This window comes from Myroides sp. A21 (assembly GCF_000807225.1).
GTDB classification, from domain to species: Bacteria; Bacteroidota; Bacteroidia; order Flavobacteriales; family Flavobacteriaceae; genus Flavobacterium; species Flavobacterium odoratimimum.
Map to the genome: position 1 here is coordinate 2913231 of NZ_CP010327.1, position 17311 is coordinate 2930541.

A 17311-nucleotide genomic window follows, 5' to 3' on the forward strand; every position below is an offset into this window, starting at 1 on the left:
AATGAAAGAAATAAAGATATTTTGCCCAGCTACAATCGCTAATCTATCATGTGGTTTTGATGTTTTGGGGGTGTGTTTAGATAATGTAGGTGATGAAATGATTATCACTAAAACAGCAGAAAAAGGAGTACGTATCAAAGAGATTATTGGAGCTGATTTACCACTTGAAGTGGAGAAGAATGTGGCAGGCGTTGCCGCTTTAGCTTTAATAGAAAAACTACAACCTGACTTTGGTTTTGAGATTGTGATTCACAAGAATATCAAGGCAGGTAGCGGTATTGGTAGTAGTGCTGCAAGTTCGGCAGGTGCTGTCTATGGTGTCAATGCGTTATGTGGATACCCACTGACAAATAAAGAGTTGATCTATTATGCTATGCAAGGAGAAGCTTTAGCGAGTGGGGCACCTCATGCGGATAATGTAGCTCCAGCGTTATTAGGAGGGTTTGCATTTATTCATAGTTATGAACCGCTTAATATAGTTCATATAGATTCTCCAAAAGAGCTATATGCTACTGTGATTCACCCTCAGATAGAGTTGAAAACAAAGGATGCTCGTTCGGTTTTAAAGCAAACAGTTACTTTAAAACAAGCGATTAAACAATGTGGTAATCTTGGCGGATTGATATGTGGACTTTATACTTCTGATTACGATTTGATTGGTAATTCATTACACGATGAATTTGTAGAGCCTAAACGTTCACTATTGATACCAAACTATGCAGAGTTAAAACAAGCAGCTTGTGAGCATGGAGCATTAGGAGGAGGAATATCAGGAGCAGGACCTTCTGTGTTTGCATTGAGCAAAGGCAAGGAGAATGCAGAGCGCGTAGCAGAAGCAATGCGTCAAGTAGTAAAGGATGCAGGGTATGAGTTTGATATTCATGTATCGCCTATTAATTCACAAGGTATAAAAGTATTGTAATGAAGTATTATAGTTTAAATAACCCTCAGCGTGTAGCCTCATTTAAAGAAGCTGCAATACAAGGTATTGCCGAGGATAAAGGATTGTATTTTCCACAAGAAATACCTCAGTTAGCTCTTTCGTTTTTTGAAGGTATTCAAGCGATGAGTAAGGAAGAGATAGCATACCAGGTTATCGCTCCTTTTGTAGGGAAAGAGATAGCAGAAGAAGAGCTAAGAACGATTGTAAGAGAAACGTTAGCATTTGATTTTCCTGTAGTGTCGATTGATCAAGATGTTTATACATTAGAGTTATTTCATGGACCTACATTAGCTTTTAAAGATGTAGGAGCGGGATTTATGTCTAGATGTTTGAGAAGCTTTGTCAAAGGGGAAAAAGAGAAAATTACTATTCTAGTGGCAACTTCAGGAGATACAGGAGGTGCTGTAGCTCACGGATTCTATGATGTGGAAGGAATAGAAGTTGTTATCTTATATCCCAAAGGGAAAGTGAGTAGCATCCAGGAGAAGCAATTAACTGCGCTAGGTAAGAATATTAGAGCAATAGAAGTAGAAGGAAGTTTTGATGATTGTCAGGCGATGGTAAAGAGGGCTTTTTTAGATGAAGAGTTGAAATCTTGTCGTTTGACATCAGCGAATTCAATTAATGTAGCTCGTTGGTTACCTCAGATGTTCTATTATTTCTTGATGTATAAAGAATTACAACATTTAAACAAACCATTGGTTGTATCTGTACCTAGTGGAAACTTTGGAAATATATGTGCAGGGATGCTAGCTCAAAAGATGGGATTGCCTATTGCTCATTTTATTGCAGCTACTAATGCAAATGATACAATACCAAGATTCTTTTCTTCTAAAGCCTATACGCCGAAACAAACAGTAGAGACAATTTCTAATGCGATGGATGTAAGTGACCCGAGCAATTTCGTGCGTATATTAGAATTGTTTGCTAAAGATGCGAAGGAGTTGAGCAAAGATCTGTCAGCCTATTCTTTTACAGATAAGGCTACATTAGCATTAATAGAAGAACAATATGAGAAGAGTGGCTATCTACTAGATCCTCACGCTTCAGTGGGATATCTAGGGATCAAGGAGTACGCTAAGGCACATCATGATTTTACAGGGGTATTCTTAGGAACAGCACATCCAGTTAAGTTTCCAGAGTGTATAGAACAATTATTAGAAATAGAGATTCCTATACCTGATAGATTGGAAGAGATTATGAAAGGAGAAAAGAAAAGTACTGTTCTCACTTCTTATGAGGATTTGAAAGAAGAACTTTTAAAATAATAGGAAGGATTGTTCTGATTGTGATTAGAACAATCCTTTTTCTTTATTTCTATTTATCTTTGTAATTCAAAACTCACAAAACAATGATTAAAGTAGTATCCTTAAAAGAAGGTGATTTTTATGAAGATGAGGTAAAGAACTTTTTACCTATAGGAGATAAGGTATTGACCACAGAAATACAATTAGCAGTACAACCTTTTTTGATCATAACAGATAATCATAAAACATTATTAGATGTAGGTTTAGGATATCAAGAGAATGGTGTTTACAAAATAGACGAATTATTAGCCAAAGAAGGCTTAACTCCTTTAGATATTGACAGGGTGTTGATGTCACATTTGCACAAAGATCATATCAACGGTTTGGTTGAAGAAACAGAAGAAGGATATATAGGACGCTATCCCAACGCTCAAATATACATTCAACGTAGAGAAGTTGCTTTTGCAGAGTTGTCTATGGATGATATTTCATTTGATTACGATATACTAGAAGAGGCCTTGGCATTACCTAATATCATATGGATGAATGATGATCAGGGTAGTATAGATGAACAGATTACTTATCAAGTGGTGGGAGGGCATACGCCGTATATGCAGGTATTTTGGATTAAAGACAAAGAACAAACCATCTTTTATGGTGCAGATAATCTACCAAAGCATAGTTACCTAGAATTTAATATGGCTTTTAAGAGTGATTATGACGGTAAGCTAGCGATGAAGTGGCGTACAGAATGGAAGATACAGGCTGAGGCAGAGCATTGGACAGTTCTGTTCTATCACGATATGGAACGAGCGGTGTATAGTTGTGAGTAAACAAAAAGATATACACTAATTAGTTGTATATTAGATACTCTCAATCTTTAATATGAGTGTCTATGAGTAAAAGAGATTTGTTTACAGCATTAGTGAAGTTATTAGGGTTTTACTTATTTCTTACCTATTTTTTGTCTCTATTAAGTAGTTTGTACTATTTGATTACTGTAAAGGAAAATACCTTTGGTGATTTACTGTCAGATATAAGTCAACATATCTTTTTGTTGGTAGTATTTACTCTGTTAATGTTATATGGAGATAAGATAGTTAGCCTTTTCCGCTTAAGTAAAGGTTATGAGACTGATAAAATAGTAGTCGATAATCTGACTGCTATTGATATTGTTAAGGTGGGAGTGTTTATTATTGGAGGAATACTCATTGTGAATAATCTACCTTATATGATTACATGGATTATACAACGATTTACTGTAGCTATCAGAAATGAAAATATGTCTATCTATGATGAATATGGGGCTTTTAGAACTTTTGCTAATTTAGTATTAGGATTCTTAATGATAACCAATTTTGGTAGAATAGCTAAGTGGTTTGTCAAATGGAATAAAGAGGAATAAATTATAATAAAAAACCTTCTGATCTTAATAAGATTAGAAGGTTTTTTTATGTAACCTAAAGTGAGTATTATAACTTTAACTATTCTATTTTTTATTTAGTATATCAAAGGATTTTTTGAATTATATAATTTCTTTATCCATAGATTTTATTTTTAATTATTCTTTATTGTGTGTTTTTTATATTTAGTTTAAGCTTATTTTAATCGGTTATTTAGAATTATTCTTGTTAGTGAGATAAATAAGTCTACATTTGCTATTATTTAAAATAATTATAAATAACAAGTGAGTAGGCTTAGTAAAGTAACCTTATTGATGGCTCTTGCCAGTACCTCATTAGCTTTGGGGCAAATAAAGAAGAGTATCGTTATTACCAATAACAATAATCAGTTGGTAAAGAATGCTGTCGTAATAGTAAATGATCAACAATTGATAACAGATGGGGAGGGTCAGGTTCAGTTTGACTTAAAACCAGCATCTTCTTATGTTATTCAGGTATTTGCTGAACGTTATCAAAGTGTGAGTCAGACATTCGATACTGTGGATTTGATACGCAATTCATTTGTTTTAGAAGAAGATCACACGATCTTATCGGATATTATTGTTCAAACTAAAGATGAACAGCAAAATAGTAATCGAGATATTATTAGAGCACTCACTATAGATACTAAAAGTGAGATTCTTCGGCCTACTTCTTTAAATGATTTGATGAACAAGACTACTGGAGTGCGTATTCGACAAGGAGGAGGCTTAGGTTCAGAGGCTAATATTAATCTGAATGGTTTTCAAGGTAATGCAATACGTTTTTTTAAGGATGGTATTCCTTTAAACTATTTGGGACAAGGATATAATATTTCTAATGTACCATTAGATGTGTTGGATAAAGTGGAGGTATATAAAGGAATTATCCCTGTGCACTTAGCAAGTGATGCTTTAGGAGGAGCAGTTAATTTAGTTTCTTCTTCTATACAAAGTAATCAATTAAGAGCTTCTGTAGAATATGGTTCATTTAATACAATTCGCTCTGCTGTAAGAGGGCATTATAACTTAAATGACAATCTATATGCAGGAGGAGAGGTGTTTTATAATTACTCTGATAATGATTATAAAATTAATACTCCTGATCTTGAATTAGCTCAAACTCATTCTAAGGTAAAGTTGTTTCACAATCGATATAAGCACTTCTTTGCTAATGCTTATTTAGGAGCTCATAATCTTTCTTGGGCAGATAAAATTGAACTAGGTATAAGTTATTATAATATCGATAAACAACTTCAAAATAGTCCTACTTCAATGGTTGTACCTTATGGAGGAATTGAAGATAAGCAACACAGTGTTATTCCAACATTAAGGTATAAAAAAGCCGTATTCAATGATAAATTATCTATAGATCAATTTCTATCTTATAATGTAGTGAAGTCACAAGCTATTGATACTTTAAAAGGAAGGTATAACTGGCTAGGAGAGTTCACCCCACGTGGGTATAGAGGGGAAGGAGATATGCCTATGGATGCTGATATAGATATGACATTCTTTACTTCAAGAACATTGATAGGCTATGCGATTAATCCTTCACAACAAATCTGGTTAAACAATACTTACAATTATACTAAAAGAGAGGGTAAAGATCCTTATGGAAGAGTAATTCAGGATTTGAACCAAACAGTGATAGAACTTCCTACTCGTTATAAAAAGAATGTGTTAGCTATAGGATTGACGAGTCAGTGGTGGGATAAGAAATTGGAGACAAATGCAATTTTGAAGTTGTATAATTATTCAAGCAGAGGGCTTAATACAGCTAGTAATGTAGACTTATCCGCTAGAGATATTCATGATGTATCAGATAATGCAGTTGGTTGGGCTTTAGGAGCTAAATATAGATTAACAGAACAAACTAATCTTCGCTTTTCTGTAGAAGATGCAAGAAGATTACCAGGATATACAGAGTTATTTGGTGACTATATTTTTATAGCATCGAACTTTAATTTAAAGCCAGAACAGAGTATCAATTTAAATTTAGGAATAGAGAAGGAGGTGGGTAACTTCCAATATAGTTTTAATAGTTTTTACAGACACACAAAAGATATCATTGTACTTGTGTCAGGTAATCCACCTCTCTCTGTTTTTATCAATAAAGAAAAGGCTAATGGGTATGGCTTTGAAGGAGATCTAAGCCTGAAAGTAAAAAAGAACTATAAGTTTTATGGGAACTTTACTTGGCAAAGTATTCGTTATGGAGAGTTTAAACAAGCCGCAGATAAATGGTTAAAAGGTAATAGAGTTCCAAATATTCCATTCTTTTTTGCCAACATTGGAGCAGAAGCTAAGTTTACTGATGTTTTCAAGAAGCAAGATCGATTAACAGCTTATGCTAATCTTAATTTCGTTCGTGAGTTTTACATTCAACCTATTGATAAATCTATGGAACCAAATGGATTCCTAGGATTGTTTGGAAAGAGTAAAGGAGATGTGAAAAACATTGTTCCAGATCAGACTTCTCTTACTCTAGGTACTTTATATGAATTAAATGATAAAGGAGTGTCTATCGGAGTTGAGGTACGCAATTTATTAAATCAAGATTTATACGATTATTTTAAAATACAAAAAGCAGGTAGAAGTATCTACTTAAAACTTAACTATAAACTTAATTAACATGAGACTTATAAAACCATTATTATCAATGTCATTTGCTTTTGCATTAACATTAGCATCATGCTCTTCTTCAGATGACAATAATCCTGTAACACCAGTAGACCCAGAAGTAAAACAGAGCCAATATTTTCTGATGACTTTATCAGAAGGAAAAGGACCTGTTAAAAACGGTTTCTTAAAAGCCTATTCTTCTTTACCAAAAGGAATGATAGACAATGCTACAGGTAATACAACAACCACAGGAGGAATGGGAGGGTATCGTCAATATGGTAATAGAGTGTATAGAATGTTTGATGACAATAATTCTCGTGCATTAGGTCAATTCATTTTTGATGATAAAGGCTTTTACACTACTAAAAGTATTGCTGTAGAACCAAAAATAGCAGGTTCAGGAAACTTTACATTAACGAATGATCATACAACAGGATATTATTTTGAAGGAGCTCAACCTACACAAATACAGATTTTTGATCCTATAGGAATGGCAAAAAAAGGAATGTTAGATGATTATGCAGAACAGATCAATGCGTTAGAGAAAAAGTTAAATCTACAAGGAGTAAACTTTAAAGCAATAGGTCAACATTTATTAGCAATTAATGGTAATAAACTATATGCTGATATCACTTTTGGAAAGAACCAAGGGGCACAGGGAGGTATGTTTGATGGTGTATCAACTGATGTACACCTTGCTGTTATTGATTTGACTAATGGAAAATGGATAGGAGATACTCAGGTAAAGAATACAGGTAATATTGCTTTCGTTGATGAGAACCCGTTGTATTATTTTGACGAGAATAAAGATTTGTATTTCGTGTGTCAAGGTATTAAAACAGGAGGTTTAGGAGATCAATCTAAAATAGCACGTATTAAGAATGGATCAAATGAAGTAGACCAATCATGGGAATTAGATTTCAATACGATGTTTAACAGTGTAACACCTGGTAAATTCTCAACAATCTATGTAGAGAAAGGAAAAATAGTAACGTTGGTAAATGATGTACCATTAGCAAATCCACAAACAATTAATTTAACTCCTATTTGGAAGTATGTAGTGATTGATATTAAGAGTAAGGCAGTAACACCTATTCAGATAGAGGGAGTAACATTAGTCGAAACACCAGCCGCTTCATTAGGAGTATCTAAAATAGAGAATAAGAAATTTATTCGTGTGGTAAATGATACAAAATTAGGATACTATGAATTATCAGAAGATATGCTAAAAGCAACTCCATCTATTGAGATTCAAAAAGGAGGAAAGCCTCAAGGATTGTTTAAAGTAAACAAGTTATAAAAAGTAATTAATGAAAAAGTATGTGTTTATTGTTTTAATGGTAGTTATGAATTTGCAAGCACAGAACAGTTTTAAAGTTAGAGTAGAAGTTACAGTGGAAGACTTTGCTCACACAGAAGAGCCTATTTATTTGACAGGTAATTTTAATCAATGGAATCCTAAAGATGAACGTTACCTAATGCGTAATATCTCAGGGACATCTAATCAATATTTAGTAGAAGTTAAAAATATTCCATCAGGAGTTTTAGAATATAAATTCACACGAGGTACTTGGCAGAGTTTAGAGTCATCTAAGAAAGGTAGATTGATTAATTTACACGATGTAGAAGTTAAAGAAGATATGGTATTAAAGAATACTATTGCTGCATGGAGAGATCAGTTTGAAGCGTCTACAGCTCCAGATCATCTAGTGATACTGAAGAACTTCTATATCCCTGAGTTAAATAGAGTAAGAGATATTAGAATTTATTTACCTAAAGATTATGACCATAGTCAAGAATCGTATCCTGTGTGGTATATGCACGATGGACAAGATTTGTTCGACGAGGCTACTTCAGAAGGTAGACTAGGCCCAGTAGAATGGGAAGTAGATGAGACTATAGCCAAATATGGAGATCAATATATTATCGTAGGGATAGATCATGATTATCAAAAGAATCTAAGAGAAAAAGAATATTCTTTTTTTCCTACACAGAAGAACCCTGTCGTAGAAGGACAAGCTTATATTTCTTTTATAGTTAAAACATTAAAGCCTTATATAGACTCGACTTATAGAACCCTGTCAGATGTTCATCATACTGGTATCGCTGGAGGTTCTTTAGGAGGATTGATTTCTTTATATGCAGGGTTGACTTATCCAGATACATTTGGAAAGATTGGCGTGTTTTCTCCTTCTATTTGGCAAGATGATCACAATCTAGATACTTATGTCAATGTCTTATCTACTAGTCAAATAGATAAAATAAGACAACAAACTTATTTTATCTATGGAGGAGGACGTGAGAATCGCAAGAAAGGAGATGGTAACGTGGTAAGAATGGATGAAGATATCCTTCGTTTTTTAGAAACAAATAAACAGGTATTAAACCTGAATTATGAGTTGAATATTAATCCCAAAGGAAAGCATGGTGCTTGGTATTGGCAACAAGCTTTTAATTGGATGATAGGTAGCTTATCTAAAGTAGAAAGTACTAATTTTTAATAATAACAATATGAAATACATTAAATCATTAACGTTTTTGAGTGCTACAGTATTAGCAGCAATGGGAACAACTGCTACAGCACAATCAATAGATCAAAATAAACAAGTAGGAAAAGGGTTATATGAAGTTGCTTACAATAGTGTAGACAATGGAGTATATGTTGCTTCTGTAATCGATTTTAAAACTAAAGAGGGAATCGTTTATAAATTAAATGGAAATGACTTATCTGTAGAAAAAGAGTATAGTGTGAATGGAAACCCTGTCTTTGGTATTGCAGTAAATGAAAAGACTCAAAAGATCTATGGAACGAATACAACTACTAATGCAGTGACTGTAATCGATCTAAAAACAGGAGCTACTAAAGTAATTCCGGGAACGAATGAGAGCGGTCACAATAGAGAAATTGCTATTGATGAGAAAACAAATACTATTTACGCATCAGACACACAACAAGATGGTAAAGTGTGGATCATTGATGGAGATAAAGATGTATTAAAAGGATATATAGACAATACAGGTATTTTTACAGCAGGACTTACTTTTGATACTAAAACGAAGAAGTTATACGCTGCTAATATGGGGACAAATGAAGTAGCTATTATTGATCCAACGACTAAGAAAGTGATTAAGAAGTTTGCTTCAGGTGGAGAAAGCCCAATAAATGTTTCTATTGATGAATCAGGAAGAAGATTGTTTGTGACAAATTCTTCTACTGGGTTAACAGTATTAAATGCTGACAGTGGAGAGTTACTAAAAGTAGTAAAGTTTAAAGGAGGATCTTTAGGAGTAAACTATTTACCAAAACAAGATAAAATTGTTTTAGCAAATAGAGAAAGTGGTAAAACTGTTATTGTTGATGGTAAAACCTATGAGGTAGTTACAGAATTAGAGACAGGAAGTCATCCTAATACTGTAGCAGTAAATAAAAATACAGGAGTAGCTTATATTACAAATAAAACAAAGAGAATGCCTAAAGTAGAAGGGCAAGAAGCTCAAGTAGACACGAATGGCGATACTGTGAGTAAAGTACAATTATAAAATCAAAGCTCATCTATTATAATTAGGAAGTGGCTACTCTGTAATGGAGTAGCCATTTTTTTTAGGTATATATTAATGTTGTTTGTTATGAATATTATTTAGTTGTGTGAAGTTTTATGAAAGTTGTTTGATTATGGGTGATATGTTGATTATAATCGTACTTTTAACATAAAATAGAGTGCAGTGAGAAACGAGGAACTTAGATTAAAGAAAGAAGATTTCTATCCACCATTATTGTTGGTAGGAGTGATGTGGTTTATATTTGGTCTACAACAATTGGGTATATTCCACGATTGTTATGGAGTAATTCCTTGGCGTATAGAAGGCATTAAAGGAATTTTCTTAAGTCCTCTGTTTCATGGTGGGATAGACCATATCATTAGTAATACTTTACCTTTATTTATACTTAGTGTAGTATTGTTTTTGTTTTATAAAAAGCAAGCCTATACAGTACTTATTATGGGGTGGATTACCTCAGGTTTAGCCTTGTGGCTATTACCTGATTTTGGTTACTTTCAGACAAGTATGATGAGTTGTCATATAGGAGCAAGTGGATTAATTTATATGCTCTTTTTCTTTCTATTTTTTAGTGGAATATTTATTCGCAAGTTAGTTTTAATCTTAGTATCTATTATCATTGGGATACTATATGGAGGGTTAGTTTATGGAGTACTACCTAGCTATGTCGCAGAAGGTGTTTCTTGGCAAGGGCATTTAGTAGGAGCGTTAGTGGGTTTAGTATTTGCATATCAGATGAATAGGAAGAAAAGCAAAAGAAAGTATAGAAGGAAATAAGCTACATTAAGTGTGGTTTTTACATTAAAACCTTGTTGAAATGTGATGTTGTTTAGTGGAAAAACTACTTTTTATAGTAAAATTAACAAGTCTAATATTGTTATATTTCAGAAAAAAAATATTTTTGTGATATGAAATATGTATCACTAATTGTATTATTATTCTTTGTAAACTTTATCGCTACGCCGACTATTGCGGTGCTAGCTGGCATTGAATTAGAGATACCTTCTGTGACCATTTCTGAAGAAAATAAAAAGCCAATCACTAATGCAGAAGAAGAGCACAAAGGACATTTGTGGGATTTATCTGCTTCTAATCATCTTAATCTAGTAGATGCAGGAGAAGGATTGGAATTAAACTTCTCTCATTTGAAACTTGTGTATGAATCACAAGAGTTCGATATCTTATTACCCCCTCCTGAACGTTTAGTTTAATATTACTTCTATTAGTAAACACTAGTAGAGGATTTAGCAAAAGACATTTTATAGGTTATTTGTCTATCTATTTTTATAGATATGGATGGTTATAGAGTTCATTCTAAAACTAACAATAGATAGATCAACGAACAGTAATTACGCAATGCAAATCGGAATTAGTACTATAATCGTACGATAGTATAATGATAGCGCTATAGAAAGAGCTATGACGTAGAATCACTTTGTAGTATTTAACTAATACTGTCTCTAGGTTTATGTAATGTAGAGCATGTATTATGTTTCATTTAACCCATATTCCACGATAGACATATAAACGAAAAGTAATTATACAAAATAACTCTGAATTAGTGATACAAGCATACTATAGTATGGTTTTAGAGCTAATGAAAGAACTATGAAGTAGAATTGCTTTGCAGTATTTGGCTAATGCGGAATGTGGGTTTAATTACCTATGATGTCTTTTGTTGTAACGAAAGTCTTCTTTTGCAAAACGGTTAATTGTTAGCAATGAAGAAGCTTTTAGTTCGTTAATCATTTCTTTTTTAGCTTTTAAGTATTGAATAAGTCAATATTTACCTTCTTGATTTTTTGGACAACAATGAATCGACAGATCTTCTATTGCCTTTATCTGTGGCTAAAAAAGAAAAACTAAACGTAAAATAACAATGACAAAAAATATGAGTATGGCAGCACTTAAGAAGAGTGTTGCTCCAGGCCTTGTGGTCTTTTTAGTCGCACTTCCACTGTGTTTAGGAATTGCGTTAGCTTCTGGTGCACCCCCTATTGCAGGTATTATTTCAGGTGTGGTAGGAGGAGTAATAGTTGGATTACTGAGTAATTCAAATATTAGTGTAAGTGGTCCAGCAGCAGGTTTAGCGGCTATTATATTAGGAGCTATAACGGAGCTAGGATCATTCGAATTATTACTTACAGCAGGTATTATTGCAGGAGTTTTGCAAGTGATATTAGGATTGTTAAGATCAGGTACTATTGCCAACTACTTTCCATCAAGTGTAATAGAGGGAATGTTAGCAGGTATTGGATTAGTGATTTTAATTAAGCAATTGCCATTGGTTTTTGGAGTAGATGCTTTAGGTGATATTACTTCTTTTGCATCTGTCCAATTAGGTACAGTAATTATTACTGCTATTTCATTAGCCATATTATTACTGTGGAATAAGATGAAGTGGACTAAGAAAGTTTCTTTTTTACCAGCAGCTTTAATTGTAGTGGTAGTCGGTATTCTAGTTAACCAGTTTTGGATTGCTACAGGTAGCTCTTTAGCTATCGAACCATCGAGATTAGTGTCGATCCCTATGTTTGATAGTTTATCAGATATCAGTTCCATATTTGTTTTTCCAGATTGGACAGGATTTGCTAATCCTGCTGTATGGATGATTGGAGGGACTATTGCTATTGTAGCTTCTATTGAAACTTTATTGTGTATTGAGGCGACAGATCGCTTAGATCCATTAAAGAGACATACAGATACTAATAGAGAATTAAAAGTACAAGGAATAGGGAATATTCTAAGCTCTTTGATAGGAGGACTTCCGATGACTTCTGTAGTAGTACGTTCTTCTGCTAATGTGAATGCAGGAGGATTGTATAAAGCATCTGCAGTCATTCATGGTATTTTCTTATTAATAGCTGTTATCTCCCTGCCTTTAGTATTAAATATGATTCCTTTAGCATCCTTAGCAGCAGTATTAATCTTAGTAGGGTATAACTTAGCTCGTCCAGCTATTCTTATGCACTTTTGGCATAAAGGATACACACAGTTTATTCCTTTTATCATCACATTTATTATGGTAGTAGTAACAGATTTACTCGTTGGTGTCCTTGTAGGTATGGGAGTGAGTGTATTATTCTTATTAATCGGAAATGTAAGAAAAGCATTCTCTATGCATCGTCAGATAAAGCAAGAGCAAGTAGTATATACCTTGACTTTAGCAGAGGAAGTATCGTTCTTGAACAAGACAGCGATTAAAAATAGACTTTATCAATTGCCAGATAATTGTCACTTGGCTATAGACGCAAAGCGTATGGGGTATATCCATGTGGATGTCTTAGAGCTTATAGAGACGTTTATAAATGAAAAGGCAAAAGAAAAAAACATACTGATTACTACAACAGGTTTTCACAAAGAAGTGAAAGTATCAGGAGACCAACAAAACATTATTTTATCACACAGAAAAACCATTTAATTATGAATTCATTTACAAAAGAAATATTAGCAAATACAACGCCAGCACAAAGCTTAGAATTATTATTAGAAGGAAATAACCGCTTTGTAAATAACTTGAAGTTTAACCGAAACTTCTTACACCAACTACAAGAGACTAAAGATGGTCAACATCCACATGCCGTTATTTTGAGTTGTATGGATAGTCGTGCTCCACTAGAGCATGTATTAGATCAAGGGATAGGAGATATCTTTAGTTTAAGAATAGCAGGTAATGTATTGACAGATGAAGTAATCGGAAGTATGGAATATGCCTGTAATGTGGTTGGTAGTAAATTAATCATGGTATTAGGACACAGTAGATGTGGTGCTGTGACAGGAGCATGTAATCATACGACTTTAGGTAAACTAGACACTATATTAGAACGCATCCATCCAGTAGTAGATAAAGTTCGCCAAAAACACAGTAATGAAGATTTGTCAGCATCAGAATTAGTAGAGTTAGTGACGATGGAGAATGTAAGAACGATAGTAGCACAGTTGCAAGAAGTGAGTCCTTCGTTGACTAAATTGATTGCTGAAGAAAAAATAGGTGTTGTAGGAGCTTATTACGATGTAGTAAGTGGGAAAGTTGAATTAATCTGTTAAGATTATTATTGATTAGAGGAGAAAGGGGTGTCATTCGTGATACCCTTTTTTTATACAGGATACTTATCACTGTTCTGAGAAGTATTAAAAACAGCTACAATATGTATCATTTGTTTATAAGGATCTACTCTAAAAAAAATGACATACGGAAATTTCTTAATAGAAATAGCTCGTATGTCATTGTATCTTATCTGAAAGAAAGGATTATTCTTTAATACTTTCAATGTTTTATCAAATTCTTTTTTAAAGGAATTTAGAATACGTTTAGATATCAAAAAATAATACTCAAATATAGCATCTAAGTCATGTATAGCACTTGGGAGTATAACTATATTATAAGTCATATTTTTTGTATAGTTCATTAAGTGCCTTATCAAGAGAAATATAACTCTCGCTAGGTTCTGCAAGCCTTTGTTCTAAGATGCCTTGTTGTTCTAGAGTTAGGTTAAGGTCATTAATCTGTTCACTATAATCAGCACCAATTATCTCAAGAAACTCTTGAAATACTGCTTTTTTATCATTTGGTATTATGACGTGATAGTTTATCATAGCGTATGTGTTAAGGTGTTGATAATTAATTGTGTACTCTCCTACAAAGGTATTTATTTTTATTTGATAATTATTTATAAATTCAAATATTTACTAATTTGTGTAATCTAGCTAAATAAGGTTGACTGTTTATGATAAGTGTACACTTATAGTAGTTTGAGACAGCTTTAGCTTTGAATGAGTCCGTAGTGAGTCCGTTATGAGTCCGTACTTACTCCGTTATTTGATAGAAAATAACGGAGTTATTACACTATCATAATAGAGATAGTAGAGAAAGATGGCAAATTTACTCAGAATGAAAGTAAAGGATAGCCCTTCTTTTGTCTTTTCAGTATATAAAAATGTTGATTCACACTTGTTTGTTTATCTTATATGCTGACTTTTTTTAATTTGCAGGAACCTAAATATACTCAATATTATATTTAGTTCACTTAGAATGACACAGAATGAGAGAATTTATATTTGACCATATTGAAACTTCCCGTTTTAAATTACGAATACTAGAAGCTGAAGCTTATCAAAACTTTTTAAGATTAGCTACTGCAGAAGAACTTTTGCATTATATAGGTATTCCTGAAGAGGAAGTAGAAAAAGAAAAAGTAAAAGCAGCCTATGGCTTCCGTACTTATAATAAATCATATTTGATGTTTTTAATCATTGATAAAGAAACAGAGGATATATTAGGGTACTGTGGATATCATACTTGGTATTTAGAACACGATAGAGCTGAGGTAGGATATGGACTGTATCATGATAACTCGAAAGGAAGAGGTGTGATGAGTGAAGTCTTAAATACGGTCTTACATTATGGATTTGAAACTATGCAATTGAGACGAGTAGAGGCCTTCATTAGCCCAGATAATATGGCTTCCTTAAATACAGTGAACAAGTTTGGATTTACTAGAGAAGGACAATTGAGAAGTCATTATGTAAAAGGAGAACAGATAGAAGACTCTGTTGTTTTTAGTTTGTTACGAGGTGAATATAATAAATTAAAGTAAAAAGGAGATATGAAAATTAGAAGTCTTAGAGAAGTAAGTGTACGCGAGCTTACAGAAGTATTTAATGATTCATTTTCAGATTATATACTTCCCTTTCATTTGACAGAAGATAGCTTGGCATTTAAACTAAATAGTGAATTGGTTGACTTAGATTATTCTATCGGAGCATTTGATAAGGGGGAGTTAGTTGCTTTTATGCTAACAGGAGTGAAGAAAGAAGGTGAGCAAGTCTATTATTATAATGCTGGTACGGGAGTGAGACCTGCATATAGGGGACAGCGTTTAGTCGCTCAGATGTATAGTTATGCTATTCCTGTTTGGAAAGAAACGGGGATTAGTGTAAATCTATCCCTTGAGGTAATAAAAGGAAACGATAAAGCTATTCGTGCTTATAAAGCTCAAGGATATAATATAAGTAGATATCTACTGTGCTTCAAAGGACAACCACGTGAGGTGCACTATAAGACAGCTAATGTTGTAATAGAAGATGTAGAGCAAGTATGTTGGAAAACAGTTCTTCCTTTTTGGGATATCCAACCAAGTTGGCAAAATTCAATAGCTGTATTAGAAAAAGCTAAGGAAGACATTCGGTATAAAGTAGCTAAAGTGAGAGGCAATATCGTAGGATATGTAGCCTATCATAAAAGCAGTGGTAAAATATATCAACTAGCGGTAGATAAAGCTTACCGAAATAAAGGAATAGCAAAAATTCTCGTGAATGATGTGGTTAATATTTTAGAAACTCCAATTCTGATTACCAATGTAGATGATAAAGGAGTGGACTTCATCTCGTTTTTAAAGAGAATAGGCTTAGAGCATTATATTACTCAACATGAGATGATCATGAAACTATAGGTAAGGAGATTATAAGTATATGAGGACAAGATTAATAAAACCAAAGAAATTAAAAGCAGGAGATACAGTTGCGACAATTTCTTTGTCATGGGGTGGGGCAGGTGAGTTACCACATCGTTATCAAGTAGGAAAAGCTCGACTGGAAAACATATTTGGACTTAAAGTTATAGAGACCCCTCATGCTTTAGAATCAGCGGAGTGGATTTATAATCATCCAGAGGCAAGAGCTAAGGATCTAATGGATGCATTTAAGAACCCGAAAGTAAAAGCTATTATTACCAATATAGGGGGAGACGAGAGTATTCGATTATTAAAGTATATTGACTATGATGTAATTAGAAATAATCCAAAGATATTTCTAGGATTTTCAGATAGTACAGTAACGCATTTTATGTGCCTAAAAGCAGGGTTGAGCTCTTTCTATGGTACTTCGTTATTAGTGGGATTTGCAGAGAATGGGGAAATGCATGATTATCAGATACAAGATATCAAACGAACATTGTTTGAGATAGAACCAGTAGAACCAGTGTCTCCAAATACAGAAGGTTGGACTACAGAGTATTTAGATTGGTTTGATGTGAGCATACAAAACACTAAACGCAAGCTGAATCCATGTGAAGGGTGGCGCTATGTGAGAGGAGAAAAAAGCGTACAGGGTACTTTAATTGGAGGATGCATGGAAGTATTAGAAATAATAAAAGGAACGGAGCTTTGGCCAGAATTAGATGTGTGGAAGGGAAGTATATTGTTTTTAGAAACTTCTGAAGAAAAGACAGCTCCTCTTTATATAGAGCGTTGGTTAAGAGGGTATGCAGCAATGGGTATTTTAGATGTAGTAAATGGAATTATATTAGGAAGACCTTATGACAATATGTACGCTGAAGAATATGAGCAAATATTGCTTAAAATACTTGATGAAGAAGGTCTAAGTACTCTCCCTGTGATAACACAGATGGACTTTGGTCATACGTGCCCAACGTTCACTTTGCCATATGGATGTGTAGCAGAGATAGATAGTATTAATAAGCGTTTCTCTATTCTAGAGAGTGCGGTAATAGATAGATAA

Annotated in this window: 17 protein-coding genes; 15 read left to right on the forward strand and 2 right to left on the reverse strand. The window is 33.6% G+C overall.

The window, feature by feature from the left end:
• Nucleotide 1 precedes the first annotated feature (1 nt).
• From MYRA21_RS13065 to MYRA21_RS13120, 12 genes are all read left to right on the forward strand, one after another.
• The gene (locus MYRA21_RS13065) at nt 2-922 is read left to right on the forward strand and encodes a homoserine kinase (protein ID WP_039329324.1); all 921 of its coding nucleotides are present in this window, start codon (nt 2-4) and stop codon (nt 920-922) included.
• Nucleotides 922-2211: a threonine synthase gene (thrC, locus tag MYRA21_RS13070; RefSeq protein ID WP_039329326.1), complete on the forward strand. Its 1290-nt coding sequence runs from the start codon at nt 922-924 to the stop codon at nt 2209-2211. Before MYRA21_RS13065 ends, thrC begins: the two co-directional genes overlap by 1 nt.
• A gap of 83 nt (nt 2212-2294) precedes the next feature.
• The gene (locus MYRA21_RS13075) at nt 2295-3023 is read left to right on the forward strand and encodes an MBL fold metallo-hydrolase (protein ID WP_039329328.1); all 729 of its coding nucleotides are present in this window, start codon (nt 2295-2297) and stop codon (nt 3021-3023) included.
• Nucleotides 3024-3085: 62 nt separating this feature from the next.
• Nucleotides 3086-3595 carry a hypothetical protein gene (locus MYRA21_RS13080; protein WP_039329330.1) on the forward strand — a complete coding sequence of 170 codons (510 nt, stop codon included), beginning with the start codon at nt 3086-3088 and terminating at the stop codon, nt 3593-3595.
• A 312-nt stretch (nt 3596-3907) separates the two neighbouring features.
• Nucleotides 3908-6244, forward strand: coding sequence for a TonB-dependent receptor domain-containing protein (locus MYRA21_RS13085; protein ID WP_039329332.1), 2337 nt, complete (start codon nt 3908-3910; stop codon nt 6242-6244).
• Nucleotide 6245: 1 nt separating this feature from the next.
• A complete protein-coding gene (locus tag MYRA21_RS13090; RefSeq protein ID WP_039329334.1) occupies nt 6246-7535 on the forward strand; it encodes a hypothetical protein in 1290 nt (429 codons plus the stop codon).
• Nucleotides 7536-7545: 10 nt separating this feature from the next.
• The gene (locus MYRA21_RS13095) at nt 7546-8736 is read left to right on the forward strand and encodes an alpha/beta hydrolase (protein ID WP_039329335.1); all 1191 of its coding nucleotides are present in this window, start codon (nt 7546-7548) and stop codon (nt 8734-8736) included.
• A 10-nt stretch (nt 8737-8746) separates the two neighbouring features.
• Nucleotides 8747-9775 (forward strand): YncE family protein, encoded by a 1029-nt coding sequence (locus MYRA21_RS13100; RefSeq protein ID WP_039329336.1) that lies wholly within the window; start codon nt 8747-8749, stop codon nt 9773-9775.
• Nucleotides 9776-9958: 183 nt separating this feature from the next.
• Nucleotides 9959-10570 (forward strand): rhomboid family intramembrane serine protease, encoded by a 612-nt coding sequence (locus tag MYRA21_RS13105; protein ID WP_006259108.1) that lies wholly within the window; start codon nt 9959-9961, stop codon nt 10568-10570.
• A gap of 131 nt (nt 10571-10701) precedes the next feature.
• Nucleotides 10702-11004 (forward strand): hypothetical protein, encoded by a 303-nt coding sequence (locus tag MYRA21_RS13110; protein WP_006259107.1) that lies wholly within the window; start codon nt 10702-10704, stop codon nt 11002-11004.
• Nucleotides 11005-11672: 668 nt separating this feature from the next.
• Nucleotides 11673-13214, forward strand: coding sequence for a SulP family inorganic anion transporter (locus MYRA21_RS13115; RefSeq protein WP_006263432.1), 1542 nt, complete (start codon nt 11673-11675; stop codon nt 13212-13214).
• Nucleotides 13215-13216: 2 nt separating this feature from the next.
• Complete coding sequence (locus MYRA21_RS13120) at nt 13217-13840, forward strand: carbonic anhydrase (RefSeq protein ID WP_006259105.1); 624 nt, start codon at nt 13217-13219, stop codon at nt 13838-13840.
• A 50-nt stretch (nt 13841-13890) separates the two neighbouring features.
• On the opposite strand, the gene MYRA21_RS13125 is transcribed toward MYRA21_RS13120, so the two are convergent.
• Both MYRA21_RS13125 and MYRA21_RS13130 read right to left on the reverse strand, forming a co-directional pair.
• Nucleotides 13891-14184 carry a type II toxin-antitoxin system RelE/ParE family toxin gene (locus MYRA21_RS13125; protein ID WP_006265163.1) on the reverse strand — a complete coding sequence of 98 codons (294 nt, stop codon included), beginning with the start codon at nt 14182-14184 and terminating at the stop codon, nt 13891-13893.
• Nucleotides 14174-14389 (reverse strand): hypothetical protein, encoded by a 216-nt coding sequence (locus MYRA21_RS13130; protein WP_006259102.1) that lies wholly within the window; start codon nt 14387-14389, stop codon nt 14174-14176. The genes MYRA21_RS13125 and MYRA21_RS13130 overlap by 11 nt, the downstream gene beginning before the upstream one ends.
• A 446-nt stretch (nt 14390-14835) precedes the next feature.
• On the opposite strand from MYRA21_RS13130, the gene MYRA21_RS13135 reads away from it, so the two are divergent.
• From MYRA21_RS13135 to MYRA21_RS13145, 3 genes are read left to right on the forward strand one after another with little or no spacing between them, the layout of a single operon-like run.
• Complete coding sequence (locus MYRA21_RS13135) at nt 14836-15390, forward strand: GNAT family N-acetyltransferase (RefSeq protein WP_006263434.1); 555 nt, start codon at nt 14836-14838, stop codon at nt 15388-15390.
• 9 nt (nt 15391-15399) lie between these two features.
• On the forward strand, nt 15400-16245 hold the full coding sequence (locus MYRA21_RS13140) for a GNAT family N-acetyltransferase (RefSeq protein ID WP_039329337.1): 846 nt from the start codon (nt 15400-15402) through the stop codon (nt 16243-16245).
• 19 nt (nt 16246-16264) lie between these two features.
• Nucleotides 16265-17311 carry a S66 peptidase family protein gene (locus MYRA21_RS13145; RefSeq protein WP_006263436.1) on the forward strand — a complete coding sequence of 349 codons (1047 nt, stop codon included), beginning with the start codon at nt 16265-16267 and terminating at the stop codon, nt 17309-17311.